This window comes from Pectobacterium peruviense, from assembly GCF_003312355.2.
Taxonomy (GTDB): Bacteria; Pseudomonadota; Gammaproteobacteria; order Enterobacterales; family Enterobacteriaceae; genus Pectobacterium; species Pectobacterium peruviense.
Genome location: NZ_CP161826.1, coordinates 2210478 through 2228310 on the forward strand (window position 1 = coordinate 2210478; position 17833 = coordinate 2228310).

13 protein-coding genes are annotated in these 17833 nt (G+C 52.8%); 10 read left to right on the forward strand and 3 right to left on the reverse strand.

The genetic code is table 11. The features are described from left to right. The first annotated feature begins 407 nt into the window (after positions 1 to 407). From DUT67_RS10045 to DUT67_RS10075, 7 genes are read left to right on the forward strand one after another with little or no spacing between them, the layout of a single operon-like run. Positions 408 to 2435 (forward strand): type VI secretion system tip protein VgrG, encoded by a 2028-nt coding sequence (locus DUT67_RS10045; protein WP_113632361.1) that lies wholly within the window; start codon positions 408 to 410, stop codon positions 2433 to 2435. Further along, the gene (locus DUT67_RS10050) at positions 2432 to 3229 is read left to right on the forward strand and encodes a DUF4123 domain-containing protein (RefSeq protein WP_113632360.1); all 798 of its coding nucleotides are present in this window, start codon (positions 2432 to 2434) and stop codon (positions 3227 to 3229) included. Before DUT67_RS10045 ends, DUT67_RS10050 begins: the two co-directional genes overlap by 4 nt. Then, complete coding sequence (locus tag DUT67_RS10055) at positions 3229 to 5223, forward strand: DUF2235 domain-containing protein (RefSeq protein ID WP_113632359.1); 1995 nt, start codon at positions 3229 to 3231, stop codon at positions 5221 to 5223. The genes DUT67_RS10050 and DUT67_RS10055 overlap by 1 nt, the downstream gene beginning before the upstream one ends. Next, a complete protein-coding gene (locus tag DUT67_RS10060) occupies positions 5220 to 5924 on the forward strand; it encodes a DUF2931 family protein (protein ID WP_368350119.1) in 705 nt (234 codons plus the stop codon). Before DUT67_RS10055 ends, DUT67_RS10060 begins: the two co-directional genes overlap by 4 nt. A 51-nt stretch (positions 5925 to 5975) precedes the next feature. Then, on the forward strand, positions 5976 to 6677 hold the full coding sequence (locus DUT67_RS10065; RefSeq protein WP_368350120.1) for a DUF2931 family protein: 702 nt from the start codon (positions 5976 to 5978) through the stop codon (positions 6675 to 6677). Positions 6678 to 6728: 51 nt separating this feature from the next. Beyond that, the gene (locus DUT67_RS10070; protein WP_368350121.1) at positions 6729 to 7439 is read left to right on the forward strand and encodes a DUF2931 family protein; all 711 of its coding nucleotides are present in this window, start codon (positions 6729 to 6731) and stop codon (positions 7437 to 7439) included. Between the two features lie 48 nt (positions 7440 to 7487). Then, positions 7488 to 7754, forward strand: coding sequence for a type VI secretion system PAAR protein (locus DUT67_RS10075; RefSeq protein ID WP_048259985.1), 267 nt, complete (start codon positions 7488 to 7490; stop codon positions 7752 to 7754). Between the two features lie 98 nt (positions 7755 to 7852). Here the strand turns inward: DUT67_RS10075 and DUT67_RS10080 are convergent, their stop codons facing one another. Then, positions 7853 to 8176, reverse strand: coding sequence for a DNA-binding protein (locus tag DUT67_RS10080; protein ID WP_101781718.1), 324 nt, complete (start codon positions 8174 to 8176; stop codon positions 7853 to 7855). Position 8177: 1 nt separating this feature from the next. Further along, entirely contained in the window at positions 8178 to 9629 is a 1452-nt protein-coding gene (locus tag DUT67_RS10085) for a pectate lyase (RefSeq protein ID WP_113632358.1), read from the reverse strand. A gap of 176 nt (positions 9630 to 9805) precedes the next feature. Here DUT67_RS10085 and DUT67_RS10090 point away from each other — a divergent pair, with 176 nt between their 5' ends. Next, a complete protein-coding gene (locus tag DUT67_RS10090; protein ID WP_113632357.1) occupies positions 9806 to 14701 on the forward strand; it encodes an AvrE-family type 3 secretion system effector in 4896 nt (1631 codons plus the stop codon). A gap of 20 nt (positions 14702 to 14721) precedes the next feature. Beyond that, positions 14722 to 15144 carry a type III secretion system chaperone gene (locus DUT67_RS10095; RefSeq protein ID WP_101781723.1) on the forward strand — a complete coding sequence of 141 codons (423 nt, stop codon included), beginning with the start codon at positions 14722 to 14724 and terminating at the stop codon, positions 15142 to 15144. A gap of 9 nt (positions 15145 to 15153) precedes the next feature. On the opposite strand, the gene DUT67_RS10100 is transcribed toward DUT67_RS10095, so the two are convergent. Continuing rightward, positions 15154 to 15819, reverse strand: a complete 666-nt coding sequence (locus tag DUT67_RS10100; RefSeq protein WP_048259990.1) for a GntR family transcriptional regulator — start codon at positions 15817 to 15819, stop codon at positions 15154 to 15156. A gap of 338 nt (positions 15820 to 16157) precedes the next feature. On the opposite strand from DUT67_RS10100, the gene DUT67_RS10105 reads away from it, so the two are divergent. After that, on the forward strand, positions 16158 to 17831 hold the full coding sequence (locus tag DUT67_RS10105) for a ShlB/FhaC/HecB family hemolysin secretion/activation protein (RefSeq protein ID WP_113632356.1): 1674 nt from the start codon (positions 16158 to 16160) through the stop codon (positions 17829 to 17831). Positions 17832 to 17833 lie beyond the last annotated feature (2 nt).

The following is a 17833-nucleotide window of genomic DNA, read 5'->3' on the forward strand; positions in this document are numbered from 1 at the left end:
AAATTATTGCAATTCAAATCAATTAGTTTACTCAGGTTTTGTCCTTTCTTTATGCTATTAGCTCTATAAACATCTTGTTATCCTTTACCTATATTTTCTCAAAAGGAATAGCGCCAAGGATGTCACATGGAACGTTTTCATTATTCTTCACTCCGCTTCAACCCCTTATCTTTTTTGTCTCCGATGGCGTGAACACACCGAATCTCTATTCCCCCTGATTTTCTGCGTTTTTCTCTGAAATCATATTTTTCCCGTGTGATGTTTTTATCAACCTAGGTCGTGGTGTGAGCAGACTCAGACCACAACTCAGGTTTTGCTGTTAATCAGGATAGTGACGTGCCGCGCCGAGGGAACCCGAGGCGTGCGGTCGCCGTGGTAACAGCACAAGAATAATAAGGAGAAGACCGATGGCAAACAGTACCGGATTGCAATTCACCGTAAAGGTCGGCGCGCTGGCGGTAGGCACGTTTGCGGTGGTGGATTTCAGGCTGGATGAGGGGCTGAACCGGCCTTTCAGCCTGTCGCTGAGTCTGGCGAGCGCGTTGCCGGATGTCGATTTTGGTGCGGTACTGGACCAGCCGTGCGAACTGATGATTTGGTATGAGGGCGAGTTAAAACGCCGGATCAGCGGGATTATTAGTGGATTCACGCAGGGTGACACCGGATTTCGCCGCACGCGCTATCAGGCAGAAGTCCGGCCTGCCCTGTGGCGACTGGGGCTTCGCACCAACGCCCGTATCTTTCAGGCACAGAAACCGGAAGCGATTATCAGCATATTGCTGGAAGAAGCGGGGATCACCGATTATGCCTTTTCGTTGCGTCATGACCATACGGTGCGGGAATACTGCGTGCAGTACCGGGAAAGCGATTTGGCGTTTCTTACCCGGTTGACCGCAGAGGAAGGCCTGTACTTCTTCCATGAGTTTGAGGAAGGCAAACACCGTGTGGTGTTTGCTGATGATGCCGGGGCGCTGACCAAAGGCCCCGAGCTGTTCTTCAATCTGGCGGTTCAGGGGCTGAGCGAAGGCGACTATGTCCGGCGGTTCCACTACGCAGAGCGGGTGAGTACGGCAGAAGTGGAATTGAAGGACTACAGCTTCAAAACCCCGGCTTACGGGCTGTCACACAAGAAGATGAGCAACGAGCTGGCGCACCAGCGCGAAAGCTATCAGCACTACGATTATCCGGGGCGCTATAAACAAGAACCGAGCGGCAAGGCGTTCAGCGGTTACCGGCTGGATGCGCTACGTTCCGGGGCGGTGACCGGCGCGGGTGAATCGAATGCGGCGATGTTAATGCCAGGCAGCAGTTTCATGTTGACCGAGCACCCCAATCCGGCGCTGAACAGCGGCTGGCAACTGGTGGCTATCACGCACGTCGGGCAGCAACCGCAGGCGCTGGAGGAGGAAAGTGGCGGCGAACCGACCACCTACAGTAACAGCTTCGACGTCATTAGCGCCAACACGACTTGGCGTGCGGAGTTACCATACAAACCGATGGTCGATGGCCCGCAAATCGCCACCGTCGTCGGCCCGGCGGGAGAAGAGATTTACTGCGACCAGTACGGTCGGGTGAAGCTGCAATTCCCGTGGGATCGCTACGGTGCGAGCAACGACCAGAGCTCCTGCTGGGTGCGTGTCAGTCAGGGCTGGGCGGGCGGTCAGTACGGCATGATCGCTATCCCACGCATCAGTCATGAAGTGATTGTTAGCTTCCTCGAGGGTGACCCGGACCAGCCGATTATCACCGGGCGTACGTTCCACGCGACCAACCGTCCTCCTTACGACTTGCCTGCGCACAAGACGCGCACCGTGCTGCGTACGGAAACCCATCAGGGCGAAGGATTTAATGAGCTGCGCTTTGAAGATCAGGCAGGGCAGGAAGAGATTTATATTCACGGTCAGAAAGATCTCAATGCGCTGATTGAGAATGATGTTGTCTGGCATATCAAACGCGATGCACATACGGATATTGATAATGACCGTGTAACTCGCGTTAAAGCCAACGATCACCTGACGGTTGAGAGCGAGAAACGTGATCATGTTAAAGGGGATTACTCACTGAACGTCGATGCCTCAATGCACCAGAAACTGGGGCAGGCTTTGCTAGTCGAGGTGGGTCAAGAAGTGCATGTGAAAGCGGGCGCTAAGGTGGTTATTGAAGCAGGGGCGGAACTGACGCTGAAAGTCGGGGGAAGCTTCGTCAAGATCGATCCCAGCGGCGTTAGCGTGGTGGGCCCGGCTATCAAAATTAACTCTGGGGGCAGTGTTGGGAGCGGTTCTGGTTGGGCAGGACAGAGCCCCATTCTGCCGGGGGGGGTTGCCGTCCCTCCTGCACCACCCGCGACATTGCCTGCCCCTGCCATTCATAAAAGCATGGAATCGATGTCACCGCTTGTCAAACCTTGCCCCCTCGCTAAGGGAGGCAACGCATGAGTCTGAATACGTGGCAAGCCCAGCATAGCGGCACTCTCTTTGCTATTGTCGACGGCGCGGTAGATCGCTCGGCAGTAGCCCGTTTCTATGAACTCAGCCAAGGTGAAGCTTTCCCCCTCTTTGCGGGGACCGAGTTTGAAGAACAAGCCGCACTTGGACCCTGGCTGCTGTCTAATCCTTCACCTGTATTCGTGGCGAATTCTCCAGCACTGAGTGGATTCTATCTGGTCAGTGAACAGTCTCTTGAAGTCGTTCGCAACCATTGGCAAAGCCTGATATTGGCTATCCGTGAAGGAGAGGCTGTCTGGTTTCGTTTCTCTGAACCTCGTATCTTTTTTCCGATGTTCTGCGCCATGAGCCCAGAAGAGCGGGATGCCGTGCTTGGCCCCTGCAATGGACTCTGGATCAACGACAATGGGTTTACGCGTAACCCTGATATTCCCTTCCATCCCCGGTTAAAAAGGCCCTGGTTTCACATCCGCTCACACCATATGGCGGCGTTGTATGATGAAAAACGTCACGGCTATATTCTTCGTCGGCGTCTGTGGCAGGTCATGACGAGCATGATGGAACGTCATCCCGATCCGGCAGGGACTATTTTGTCCGTTCTCAGGCAAGCCAATGCGGAGAGGGTTCAGGACGATGTGCTCGATGGTGTGGTGGCTGGCTCTTTGACCTTGCAGGTCGGGCTTCCTCTGGAGAGTATTCGAGCGCCGCTGATGCTGACTGAAGCTGAATTCGCGCAGGTCAACCACTGGATGGTGCAGCATAACGCGTTGATAGGAGATAACTAATGGCAGCCGATCCCCACTGTATTCCCTGCGAACGTTACGATACCTGGATAGAGATTGAGGTTCGTGATGAACACAATCGTCCGTTCAAGGGGCTGAAAGCGACACTGACCGACGATACCGGAAAATCCGAAACGGTCACCCTCAAAGAAGGGCCTGTAGTCGTACGTGGTTTTGCCGTAGGCCCGATAGCCGTCAAACTGGAGACGCTGCCTTGGCTCAAAGCAGCGCAATCGCGTGAAATATTGAAGGACGGGCAAAGTGCCGTCCCTGCCTATGTGGCAGAGAAAGCTGGGTATGATGAAACGCCACGTGAACATATTAAGGCGACCACCGGAGACCTGTGCTTGACCGCGCCTGAGCAACCCTTGCCAGAGGCGCATCAGGAAGGCAAAGCCGGTAGTGTCCGTTTCTTTACCAAGCATTCTTACGTTATAGAAGTAAAAGGTTATCAGATCAACGTGCTGCGCATCGGCGTGTTCTTCGATGGTACGGGGAATAACACGTATAATGCCGAGTCTGGTCTTAAAAAAGTGGAGCAATGGCTGGCTGAAACCTGCTCCGATCCGGTGCAGCGAGAGAAAGAACTGCGTGGCTGCCAGATGGGACGGCTTCCGGTGAGTGACAGTGCGGCGAACGATATTACTAATGTGGGTAAACTATTTAACCAATACGATCTGACTGCTGGCCCGTTGGTCGCCCATAGCTATATCAGCGGCATTGGCACTCGCGATCCCGTCGCTGGCAAGGAGGGGATGGAATACCGATCGGACAATATGCTGACAAAAGGGCTGGACCTCGATTTTGGCGGTGAAAATACCTCTATCGTTGGCAAGGTTAACTTTGCCTGTGAACAATCAATCGCAGAAGCGATTGGTGATGATTTGAAGAACGTATTACCTAACATCGATTGCATTCACCGCATTGTATTCGATGTGTTTGGCTTCAGCCGTGGAGCGGCGGCGGCACGCCATTTTGTGAATGTCATCGACCAAAAAGCCGATCATCCGCTGGTACTGGCGGTGGCTAAAACACCTACAATTCGTCTTAAGGCTGGGTTTGACTGGGCCAATAGGGAGGATGTACGGATCACGTTTGTCGGGATTTTTGATACGGTCGCCTCATCCTACCATCCGAGTTTGAACATCCGTTTACATGCGGATAGCGTCGAGCGATTGGTGCATTTGACGGCGCTGGATGAGGTGCGGAAACACTTCCCCTTAACGCGCGTCACTCCCACTGCCATTGGCACTAGCATTCCACCACATTTCACTGAAATGGCGCTTCCGGGCGCGCATTCTGATCTTGGCGGCGGGTATTACAGCCGCTGGAGCCTGCCTAATCCGAACAGCGATCCGGCGCTGACCGAGTGCCTCGAACTGGAGCGCTTTATGAGTGAAGAAGCGACCTCCACGCCGGATGATGAAAGCCAGGCCTATCGTCAGGCCCACGCCTATGCTGAGGAGAAGATTGCTTTAGGCTGGGTTGAACGTCTTCACCCGCATGTGCTGCGTGCCGCTATTCCTCCTGTAGGGGCGATCAGTTTGATCCCCTATTCGTTTATCCGACGGCGTGGCAAAGATGATACGTGGCCGAAAAAGGCCGTGTATGTGGAGGTGGTGATGAGCCGCGTGGTGGAGGGGGAGTATTCGCGCATTCCACTACACATGATGGTGGAAGCGGGACGAGCCGCCAGCGTGCCGTTTAAGGCGTGGCGATCAAAAGATAAACAGCTTCAGCTTGAACCACTTTCAGCCAAACTGCCAGCGGTCAATCTGACTAAACTAGATGAGATGTGGGCATTAGCGGCCACCGAGCAGGGTGTAGTGAAAAATCTGAGCCAGCAACTCTCTGCGGAGGTTTATCAGTCACTGCGCCGCGATTATGTCCATCGTAGCGCCAGCAATCAGGGTATCGCCAGTCCAGCCAATACAAGCAAATTTGAAACTACCGTGAGTAAAGAGCGTCGGCACGTAATAGGGAATGAGGAAGCATGATGTATAGACAACTAATGGTGTTACTGGGGCTTTGTGTTTCATTAGTCGCCTGTACTACGTCGGCCACGATGTCCGATTTTTCATGGCGATATGGCACGGGTAGCAACATTAATATCACTAACAATACGCGAACAGAGTTTTACCGTGATGGAAAACTCATTTACGCCGACCGTGAAGCGGGTGGCGGGGCGGGCGGGCTGCTGAGCGACAGAATCACAGGCCAGCGTTATTACTGGGCTGGGGGGGGAGGGTTACCTACCGATGGCGTCCCAGTTCCTGACAGGGCTTTGATAGAGATGGTTTCCTTCTACGATCGCAAACGTTATCGCATCAAGGTTGATTTACCGGCAAATTTAGAACAGAAAATGAGAGCGGTTTATCAAATTCAGGAACGCTACGATCGCCGTGACCGTTTGTATTTTGGCCTGGCACCTGGCGGCTATTATGAAGTGGTTTTGATGGGGCGGGGGCTTGGCGTTAGCCCAGATCTGTTGCTTGCCCGTGGTATTGCTGAGGAGGTGACAGACGATTGGTATGATCAAAAAGTATCTGTGGCTGAACAATACGGCGTTGACGATTTCGACAAAAAGTACGGCCCACTGTTTAAGCAACATCCTATCCCATTGGGCATGGACTGGGCGCCGATCATGGATGCCTACCGTGCTAAGCAGCCTAAAACGGATCAGCAGCCTGTGAAATGATTGTGTCACCGTGAGTAAAGAGCGGCGGCACATAATAGGCAATCAGGAGGCATGATGTTCAGGTATTTGATTATGGTCGTGGGCCTCAGCATCTCGCTGGTCGCCTGTTCAAGCCCGAATTTAAGAACTCCGGTTAGCTGGAGTTATGGTTCAGGTAGCAATATTGACAGTTTTTGTACGACGAAAGCCACTTTCTATCATAACGGTAAAATCGTATTCAGTTATCCCGGTGGTGGATGTAACGCAGGCGCACCGTACAAAGATATCATTGATAGAAAATATTACTGGGCCGGGGGCGGTGGGTTACCTACCGATGGTGTTCCCGTCCCTGACAGGGCTTCGATAGAGATGGTATCCCTCTACGATCGGAAGCGTTATAGGATCAAGGTCGATTTACCGGCTGATTTAGCCCAGCAAATGCAACAGCGCTATCAGATTAGCGAACGCATTGACCAACGTAGCTGGCTCTATTTTGGACTGGCACCCGGTGGTTATTATGAAGTGCTATTGAAAGGCGATAAGTTGCTTGTCAAACCAGACCTCTTGATTGCCCGTGGTATTGCCGAGGAGGTGATGGATGATTGGTATGATCAAAAAGTCTCTGTAGCTGAACAATACGGCATTGATGATTTTGACAAAGAATACGGCGCACTGTTTAAGCAACATCCTATCCCATTGGGCATGGACTGGGCGCCGATCATGGATGCCTACCGCGCCAACCAGCCTAAAACGGACCAGCAACCAGTGAAGTAATTGTGTCACCGTGAGTAAAGAGCGTCGGCACATAATAGGCAATCAGGAGGCATGATGTTTAAACAATGTATTGTGTTGCTGGGGCTTTGCGTTTCATTGGCTGCTTGTGCGACGACTCCAACGATCTCAGCTTTTTCATGGCGATATGGTACCGGCAGTAATATCGATGAAACGTGGACCACTAACGTTGAGTTTTATCGTGGCGAGACATTAATTGGCGGCTATCCAGGGGGCGGCGTAGGACCTAGTGCCAGTGTAAAACGGATTACAGAGAAACGTTACTATTGGGCCGGTGGTGGCGGTTTACCTGTAGAAGGAATGGCGGTTCCCGACCGCGCGGTGATAGAAATGGTGTCTCTCTACGATCGCAAGCGTTACCGCATCAAGGTTGATTTACCTGCAGATTTAGAACAGAGAATGAGAGCGGTTTATCAAATTCAGGGGCGATACGATCGCCGCGACCGTTTGTATTTTGGCCTAGCACCTGGCGGCTATTATGAAGTGGTTTTGATGGGGCGGGGGCTTGGCGTTAGCCCAGATCTGTTGCTTGCCCGTGGTATCGCCGAAGAGGTGACAGACAATTGGTATGATAAAAAATTTCCGATTGGTGTGAGCCAATACACCGTGACGCTCCAAGACTTTGACAAAGAATACGGCGAGCTGTTTAAGCAATACCCAATTCCACAGGGAATGGACTGGGCGCCGATAATGGATGCCTACCGTGCTAAGCAGCCTAAAACGGACCAGCAGCCTATTAAATAAACTGACTTATCTCGGTGTTTTAATAAACGGATTAATAAAGGACTAAATATGGGTAACGCAGTTAAATTAGGCGATAGCGATACGGGACACGGTAACTATCCGCCGACGCCCGTCGCGGCGGGCTCATCAACGGTTAAGGTTGATGGTATGCCGTTGGCTCGACAAGGCGATCCTCTGGTTCCTCACGGTCATGACCGGAGTATTAGCGGTGGTTCATCCAGCGTGCTCATTGATGGAAAGCCTGCTGCTCGCACTGGTGATGCGGTTAGCTGTGGCGGCGTGGTGATTGGCGGGGGAACGGTAAGCATTGGGTAAGGGTTTACTTACGCCTGCTATCTGTCGACGCAAATCCTAATAAAGCCAGCACAGGTTTCCCAGGCTGGCTTTTTCCCCAGTATTGTATGGCACAAGTATTACATTTGGCGCACTGCAATACAGCGATCGGCGATCAGACGAGCGAGCCAGAACGAGGTCTGCGCCACGTCGCTATGTAGTCCATTTTCCTTATGGATATCAGCCTTATGCAGGAAGTCCTGTTCCAGAGAATCCACAAAGTTATCGAACTCGAACTCACCCCGTCGCCGTGTTCCTGACTGACTCAGTACCGTGTTCAACTGTGCTCTCACCAGATGAATAGCCTGGGTGAATGATTCACGCTGAGCGGGCGTAATGTATCCGCCTTGCCTGGCGAGATCCGCCCAGCGAGTCGGCGTGGGCGATGTCATCGTGTTTGGCATCTTAATTCACCTGTAAGTTGGCAGAGTCGGGCACTTTGTAGTGATTATTGACGTTCGTCAGGTTGATATTGTTACCTTTGACGTTCAACCCTTCACTGTCGCTTTTCACGAACGAGAACTTGCCGTTTTCTGCGTCAATGTTACTCAGGTTCAAATTCCAGTCGCCCTGTTGTCCGCCGTTAGTGCGCACGAACGTACCGAAATCTTTCGCTTTGAAGTTATCGATAGTCAGGTTGGCATCCGCGTTCAATTGGAAAATTTTATCGGAAGCGCCTTGAGCACTGCTGTTGGTGATTTCAACGTTGGCAGGCTTGCCGTTGTTTGATTTCACCGTCAGCGCATCTTCGCCGACGTTGGTCCAGTGCACGTTATCAATTTTGGCATCACCGCGAACGTGTACGCCGTCCGCTGCATTATCCCCAAACACCACGTTTTTCAGCGTTGCGCCTTGAGCCAGTTCAAATATCGGCTTTTGGCCTTCAGCCTGACCGCCATCACCTAATTTGCTGCCAGCGGTAAAGGTTTTGCCGCCGCCGTCAAAAACCTCACCGGGACCGACTTTGATTGTGTCATTTACCACCGTGGCATCACCGCTGGCGGTTGGGAAGGATACCGGGCCAGCACCTGCTGTTGACGCCGCGGGTGAGGTGGCCGAACCGCCATCAACGCTGGTTGGCGCAGCCGTTAGTGGGGCGGGCGCTGCACCGCCGCTACCGCCGACCGATGAAGATGGTGCAGACGGTGCGGCAGGTGAACCACCGCCTCCACCACCAGATGACGCCTGCGGCGCGCCCGTTGACGGCGATCCGCCACCTTGTGATTGGCCGCTACCTTGTGGCTGACCAAATTCACCTTTCTGTGAATCCATCAAATTACCAATCAATTCCAGCAGTGCTTTTAACAGATCGTTGCCACTCAGTTGGCCACCGCCGTCCTCTGTTGGGCTGATGGCATTATCTAATGCGCTGCCTGCCGAATCTTGCAGTAGAGAACGGCTCAGATCTTCTGGATTTTGTGCGGCACCGGTGCCTCCGGCGCCGCCAGTACCAGATGAGCCCGTTAACGGTGAGGCACCGCTGTTGCCGCCTGCTGCGCCCGACGAACCGGAAGCGAGCGGGTTCCCTGCTTCCTGGCCGTTTTTACCGGGGATCAGCGCTTCCAACAGTTTCATCAGCATATCGGCAGGGCTGCCGTTTTGCCCTAACGCTGAATTCCCCGCATTGCCTGCGCCAGTCTGACCCTGCGAACTGCCGTCTGTTGATGAGGGCGTATTGCCTTGTGAATTGGGTAGAAGGGCACTCAACAATGTGCTCAGCGCTTCCATCAGTTGGCTATCTTGCTGCCCAGAACGTGGTGACGCCCCGCCGTTGCTGCCTGAAAGTGGGGAATTCAGGCCTGTCGATGACAGACCTGCACCGGGTTGTATGCTGAGCGTAATTGTCATATCAGCCATAACATCTCCTTGAAAGTGAATCGTGATGGGTTATTAACAGGCTTACGTCTGTTGCGTATTAAGTGAGGCGCGGTGTGATGTGGTTCCCCGAGCGAGGAAGAGAAAGATGATGGGAACCGGAAGGCGAAAACGACCACTTAACTGGCACGTTCACTTCATCACTCTTGGAACTTGTTATGCAGAAAATCCAGCATGTTCAGCCCAGTCTGTCCATTTCGGAAATTGCACCTGCTGCGCTAGCTAAAACATCGTTATCGCAGGGCAGTAGTACCAGTGCGAGCCAGAAGGGGGCGCAATCCCTGATTCAGCAAGGTTTGCATGATAAAAACAAACCGCCTGAATTGGAGCAGGGAAGCAGCAGTCAGGTGAAGAGTCAGGGTTCGCGCTCGACGACTTTGCGCGAGCTATTTGCATCGGAAGGCATGAGTCAGAACTTACCGCGCACGCAGCGTGATTCGCTGGCGTCAGGTGGGCCTATCCAGAGCTTGCCGCGTTTTGCTTCCACCGCAGATGCCGATATAAAAATAAACGGCAGCGGCAACCAGACGCCTGCGGCTAAAGCCGATATCGCGCTGGACAGCTACGGTAAGCTTCAGTTCGGCAAGGGCTTACCGGAAGCGTTGACTACACTGTTGCAGCAGACCATAGGGAAAAACAGCCAACCGTTCGCTGCCCATCATGAAAATCAAGATGGGCGAGTGGGCGAACAACAGCATGCGTTAGCCGACAAATCAGGGCGGCTATTCGTTATTCAAAGTGATGAAAATCAGCACATTGCACTCCACAGCAGCGGTCGCAGCGCGATGCCATCGGGTAAATTGGGTGTGGATAACGTACAGCTGGAATCCACGTCACAACATATCTCCCTGCAAACAAAATCAGGTGAATCCACGAGCGTACCGCTATCTGGACGGATGAACCACGAGCTATTGACGGGCGTCCACCGGCAGCCCGACTCGGCTTCAGGCGCGGGCGAGCAATTGCGTCTGCATGACGGCAAGCTGTTTTCGTTGAATACCGAATTTGGCGTTTGGCAGAAAAACAGCGACGTCCCCCATAGCCAATTATCGCGGCAAGGAGATGGTCAGCTGTACGCGGTTAAAGATGATCACACCTTGAGTAACTTGTCGTCGGGGACGGCGTCATCAGCCTTCAGCGATAAGATTACGGCGTTCTCCGCCAACCAGAACGGGCAATCGGCCGTGCTGACCGAGCAGGATCATTTGACACAATTGCATCTGATGAGTGCGCTGGATGCTGCGCCGCAGCCGGTGGATCTCAAACTGGGAAATGATGAACCGGTGTATGCGAAAGCGGTGGGATTAACCGCTGAACATCTACTGGTTGCCGATAATGATGGCAAACTTTATCACGCACCGCTGCCTGAGGCGGGCGAGCAACACGCCACCTTAACGCCAGTCAGCACGTCTGAACTGAATGCAGCGTTGGGGACGGACCACCATATTACCGGATTTGCCCACGATGAACACGGGCAGACGCAGGCACTCGCCACCGATCGTCAGGGACAAAAACATGTCGCGCCTCTGGGGCCGAATGGGGTGTCGCCAACGCCGGGGTGGAACCTGAGCGACAGTCTGGTGGTGGATAATAAACTGGGTCTGACCACAGAGGCACCAGCAGCGAAAGACACCTTAGATCTGGGACGACTGGGGCAAATAGGGCTACAGGATGGCAAAGTCCATTTTTACAATGGCAATACTAAAAACTGGGAAGCGTCCAGTGTTGAAGCCAGCCAATTAAAGCGCGGGCTGGACAATCAGGCTTACACGCTGAAAGACGGCGAAATCACGCCACTGTCCATCAATCAGAAATCAGAGTCGTTTACGCACGGTGACAACACTGTTTTTGCGCTGTCGCAGGTGCGTATGACGCCGTCTGCGGGCACGGCGCTCCCTGGTGTTGCCAAGGATGATGGTGTGTCGGCGATGGCGGTGGTCAACCGCAATAAATTTATTGCCGTCGATAAACAGGGCGATCTGCATTTTCACCAGATCAAGCTGGGAACGGATAAGCCCGCCGCGCCGCCGCTGGCACTGCCTAAAAATGGGTTGTCCGGTGAGATACAGGACATCACGCTGGATCATCAGCAGACGTTGTTCGCTCTGAATAAAGAAGGGCAGCTCTTTCAGCTACCGAAAGACGACTGGCAGAATGCCGCGAACCATGACAAGGCACAATGGCAGCCGGTTAAGACGCCAGCAGAGGGCAAAGTGAATTCGCTGGGTACGGATGCGCAGCATCATTTGCAGGTTGCGCATGACGATCATGAACTTCACACCCAACTCGGGAGCGCGTGGAAAACGACTGTGCCGAAAGGAGAAGCGCCATTACCCTCGGAAGCGCGTGCCGCAGAAACGGTGTTTGGCCGACTGGATGTGGCGACAAAAGGGACGAAGATACCGCTGACCGGCGTGTCAGTTAAAGCCGATGTTCAGATTCTGGGTAAAACGGGTGAAGAGTCACAGCAGGTTAAAAGCAAACTGTCAGATTTGCTCAGAGCCCATGTTGTCTCGTTCTCCATGGAAGTACCACGACCGCTGAAAACCTTTGCCGACCATGTTCAGCATCAAATTAGCGGCCGAGAAGGACTGAAACCCGTTTACGACATGCAGACCGAATTACTGAAAAAATTGGATGCCACGACGAGCCAGCCGCAGGGAACGGCGATGGATCTGGCGAGTAAGCTCGACAAGCTGGATCTGGGAGAGCAAGGGAAACCCTTAGTAAACCTGTTAAAACAGTTCCAGACCGAACTGGAAAACAGCTCGGCCAAAGCAGCCTTGCTTATCGGCAGGCAGCAGGGCGTGGTAAGCGATAACGGTGTGATGAACCCAGAAGGTAAGCCTGCCAGTGTGCACGGCAGAGAAAAAGATCTGGCTCCGGTGCTGCTGGCAGCGATGGAGAGCCACCCGTCATCGAAAACGAGTACCGCCGGTACGCTGATAAAAGCCTTTGTAGACAGTAAAACGCCGATAGCTCAGAAGCCAAATAGCGAGGCGTTTGGGCAACAGCGTGACACCAGCGATGCCCTGTCGTTGGCAAAAACGCGGCTGGTGCTGGATACCCTGGTGTTGGGCGATTTGCACAAACTGGCCGACCGCGCTGGGGCGTTATCAGGCACCTCGCCGAATGAGGCGGCGTTGGCATCGATGATGAAGGAGCTTAATGCGCTACGGCAGGGGGGTTATGGCGACAATCCGGTGAAGAAAATGACTGACATGGGGTTCACCAATCACAAATCGCTGGAGGCGGATTACGATTCGGTTAAAACCTTTATGAAGGCGTTTAGGAAAGAAGAGAATGCCGTCAGCGTGACCTCGAAAACCGTGATGCAGGCGGCCAGCCAGACAGACCTGATCGATAAAATGAAGGCGACCGTTTTGTCGTTGGACAGCAACGAAAGCATCGCGTTTAACCGGACTTATGGCGGCGGCGCATCTATGTCGTTTGTCGTCAGCGGCACGCCTCTGCCTTTCCCTCCGGTGCCGGGCGGCGGTGTCAGCGGCGAAAGAAATTACAACCTGAGTTTTTCCCGTGGTGAAAACGGCATTAATGTTGCCTTCGAACGTTCGGGCGGGATTACCGGGAAAGTGAGCTACTCCGGCGGATATGACGTCAGCGAGTACCTGACCGGAAAAACCTCGGCGCAGATGACGCAAAACATTAACAGCAAACACAGCTTTGCACCGGATGTCCGCGCGTCATTCGGTGTATCCGCCAGCCTGCAAATGGCGCAGCAAAACGCCCTGAACTTTACCCTCAGTGAAGAAGAACTGCCCGGTTTTATTGACGGTCTGTCGAGCGGCACGATCAATCCGCTTGCCCTGCTGGATAAAGGCGAGCAGCACAGCGTGAAGGCGGGTAAAACGGTCAGCTTCAATCTGGATAGCAATGCGGCACTGGAACTGCGTGGTGGGATAAACCTGACAGAAAAAGGCGCGGCACCCACCAGCGCCACATTACGCGGATCTGTCGGCCTGACGGCGAGCGCCAACGTGCTGTCGGGCACCAGCTCGTCCAGCGTCGCGCAAGGAGAGAAATCCACCACCTACACCGAATCCGACAACCGCCTGCGTTTCATGAATCAAGCGGCGATGGGTGCCAACGCCACGATCAGTGCTGGAGCCGCCAGAAACACGCCGGATGGTACCGTCCCGTTCTTCACCTCCGCCAGCATTGGGGTGAATGTTGCGGCAGATTCGCGCACTAACCAATCGATTAGTTTGGGTATGAAGAAAGCCGATCCGTTGGAGAAAAAGGACATTGACGCGCTGACCAAGACGCTGAACTCCGCATTCAACGATCCTGCCAGTCAACTGTTGATCGATGGTGTGAAAAAAATCGCGGAACCGGACGATCAGTTGGCCATTTTGAATGAGCACTTCGCCGATAAAACGGCCAAAACTGACGATCAGCATCAGGGGCTACTGAGTTTGCAAAAATTGAATGTGCGACAGGATGTCGCGCAGCGTGATGGGGCAACGCTGGATAGCGTTAAGCACACGACGTCCTACACCAATCTCAGCAAATTGACGGAAAACGGGCTGTTTCAGGTTATTGGCAACCATTTATTTTCTTCGCTTCCGCCAAGTAATGCCGACCGTATCAATCAACTGATCGCGGACAACCCGGCGCTAAAGGATATCGTAAGCCGCTTGCAGGATAGCGACAGAGCCTCGGTAACGGTTGGGCTGGAACTGAAAGACGATGTGCGGGAGAAGATAGAAAAGGGCATCCAGAACAAGACGCACGGTAAGGATGATGTCATTGCGCTGTTTAAGGATGGCAATAATTTACGTCTCGCCAGTATCGATGTTTCGCAGACGGTGAAGAAGAGCGAAGGGTTCAATACCCCGGCAGTCATCATCAACGCCTCAAGCAGTGCGGGTGTCAGCATGAATAAACTGCTGGGTAGCGTCAGCTTCAGCTACGGACAGGATCAAACCGTACCGCAAAGCTACAAACTGAGCGGCGAGATTGCAAAAGCCAATCCTGCCACGGCCAATGCTTTGCAGCAGTTACAGCAAGAAGGGCTGCAACTGAAAAGCTAATTGTGATTAAGGAGAACAACATGACACCAACACAACAGCATATTGCCCGCTTATTACGCCATTATGGTGCACTCAGCCGGACTCAACTGGGCTTGCAGGACGGCATCTGTGCACTGCGCGAACCAGACGGGCAGGAAGCGGTGGTTTTGGAAGTCCCCGCCAGCAGCAGCGTACTGCTATTGCACGGTGAGGTGATGCGATTTCAGGGGGAGGTCAGCACGGCGGTGTATCAGCTCATGCTGATGCTCAACTTTGAAATGGCGGCGATGAAAGGTTGCTGGCTGGCGCTGGATGAGAATTCGACGCTGCGTTTGTGCACTCAGCACACCGCAACGTCGCTGGACGAACCGGGTTTTACCGCGCTGCTGCCCGCGTTTATCAGCCAGGCAAAAGAGATCCGATTGCTGATTCGCGGCTTATTACCGCGACTCATGGCAGCTTAACGCCGCACGCTATTGATCTATGGCAATAAAGTCCAGCATTGTTTCGCTGCCGTCCAGAATGTCAGATTGGATGGCCTGCCGGGCGGCGCTGGCATCGTGTTGTTGTAGGGCTGCGAGAACGTCTTCGTGATGTTCGATCGCCATCTGCACGGAAAAATGCGCATAGGCCTGCGCAATCAGCGGGCCTGTGCGCATCCATAAACTGCCGATAAATTGCGTCAATAGCGGCATACGCGCTGCCTGTGCCAGAAACAGGTGAAATTCACTATTTAACCGCAGCGCTTCGCGTAGATTGTTCTCATCAATCGCCAGACGATTTTGGCGAATATTCTCTTCAATCTGTTCCAGCATCTTCGGCGTAATGTGTGCGGCGGCGAGTTCGGCGCCCGTGCCTTCCAGCGCCAGCCGTAATGTGCGGATCTCTATAAACTGGGCTTCAGTCAGTTGGGGCACGCGGATATCGCGCGGTGTCTTGAGCACCAGAGCCTGCTCTTTCGCCAGTTGCAGAATTGCATCTCGTACCGGCGTTACGCTGGTGCCAACCTGTGCGGCAAGCTCCCGTATTCTCAGGCGATCGTCCGGTTTGAGTTGACCGGTAATTAACGCTTCACGCAGCATGGTGTAAACGCTGGATCCCAGATAGCTGTGATTGATCTGCCCAATTGGATAATTCACTGTTCCCCCAGAGAGAAGTGCTGCGCAACGTGATGAGACTGAAATAGGGATTGATGCCGCAATCGATTCGCGGTGATGAGGCGCTAATATACAATATGATGCATCAACGAGGCTATGGGGGAGGTGACTCTCTGGCAGAAAATCGTCAATAAAAGGTCATGAAATACGCAGTATTGTATTAGGAAGTGTAACCGACCTAAAATTATGACTTAGGGAGATATTTTATCGCGTCTTAACGCAAACCGATTGTCATAAAATTATATATTACCTGACATATTGAGCTTGGTAATTAACGGTTCTACTATGCCGAAAAAATTATTATCATCAGGGATGAAACCATGCGTGGTTTTTTTAGGCTGATTGTTATCATGCCTGCGTTATTTTCTTCTATGTCATTTTCTGTATTTTCCGCGCCGCTTAATCCGGCGGACAGAATTGATATTCAGCAACGGCAGGCCGAGGTGATCGATCAATCTCGGCAGCAGCGCGATGATTTATTACAGTTAAATCAGCCACAAACGACGATAAAACCTAATGAAGGAAGCGATGCGGAACACTGCTTTTTCATTAAGGATATTCATTATCGCAACAGTTCTTTGCTACGTGAAAAAGATAAAAATACGTTAAGCAGAGATTATATTAATCGTTGTGTAAATGTTAATAATATAAATCAGCTGATCCATGATGTCAGTAATTGGTATATCGAGCGGGGTTACATTACCAGTCGTGCCTTTATTTCCGAGCAAGATCTCTCAAGCGGAATATTACAGATTGATATTCTGGAAGGGCGCCTCGAATTCATTAATATTAATAATGAATCGACACGGGCATTAAAGCAGGTCTTTCCGGGGTTAGAGGGCGAAATTCTCAATCTCCGCGATATCGAGCAGGGCATGGAACAGCTCAACCGCATGCCGACGCAGCAAGTGAGTATCGAAATTCAGCCCAGTAGCCAGCCTGGCTATTCCATCGTGAACCTCACCAGTAAAAAGCAGATTCCGCTAACGGCAAACATCAGTTTTGATAATAGTGGGCAGAAAAGCACTGGGGAACAGCAGCTAAACGGCGGCCTGTGGGCGGATAATGTGCTGGGGCTAGCCGACCAGTGGTTTATCAACGGTGGGCACAGCAGTGAATTTCGCGATAGCCGCAATGCCGAAAGCTTACAGGCGGGGGTGTCATTACCCTACGGCTACTGGACGCTCAGCTACGACTATTCTCAAAGTCGTTATCGCAACGATTTCACTAACCGAGATTTTCTCTGGCATTCAACGGGCGACAGCCAGACGCACCGCGCCACGCTGTCACGTGTGGTGTTTCGCAATGGCGACATGAAAACCAGCCTCTCGGCGGGCATGTCACACCGTATCGGGCAGAACTACCTGAATGATGTTCTGCTGCAATCCAGTAGTCGCAAACTCAGCAGCGCCATTATCGGCATTAATCACAGCCAGAAACTGTGGGGCGGGCTGGCGACACTCAATCCGGCTTACAGCCGCGGAACGCGTTGGTTTGGCGCAGAAAGCGATGAGGGTAAATCTGACGATGCGCTGCGCGCCGAATTCAATAAGGTGACGTTGGCGGCCAGTTATTACTACCCGATTGCTGACAACCTCCATTACCTCACCAACCTCTATGGTCAGTATTCACCACAGCGTCTGTATGGCAGCGAGCAGGTAACGTTGGGCGGAGAAACCTCCGTGCGTGGTTTCAAAGAGCACTACATTTCCGGTAATCGTGGTGGCTACTGGCGCAACGAAGTCAACTGGCGGGCGACGCAGTTGCCGCTGTTGGGCAGTGTCACGCTTACGGCGGCGGTGGACGGTGGGCATCTTTTCTCACAACAGGCAGACAGCGAATCGTCGGGTACGTTGTGGGGCGCGGCAGTAGGAATGGGCGTTGCTAATCAATATCTCTCACAGCAAATCACGGTTGGTTGGCCGTTGGCACATCCCGACTGGCTAAAACCGGATCACGCTGTTGCCTATTATCGCGTTGCACTTTCTTTTTAATT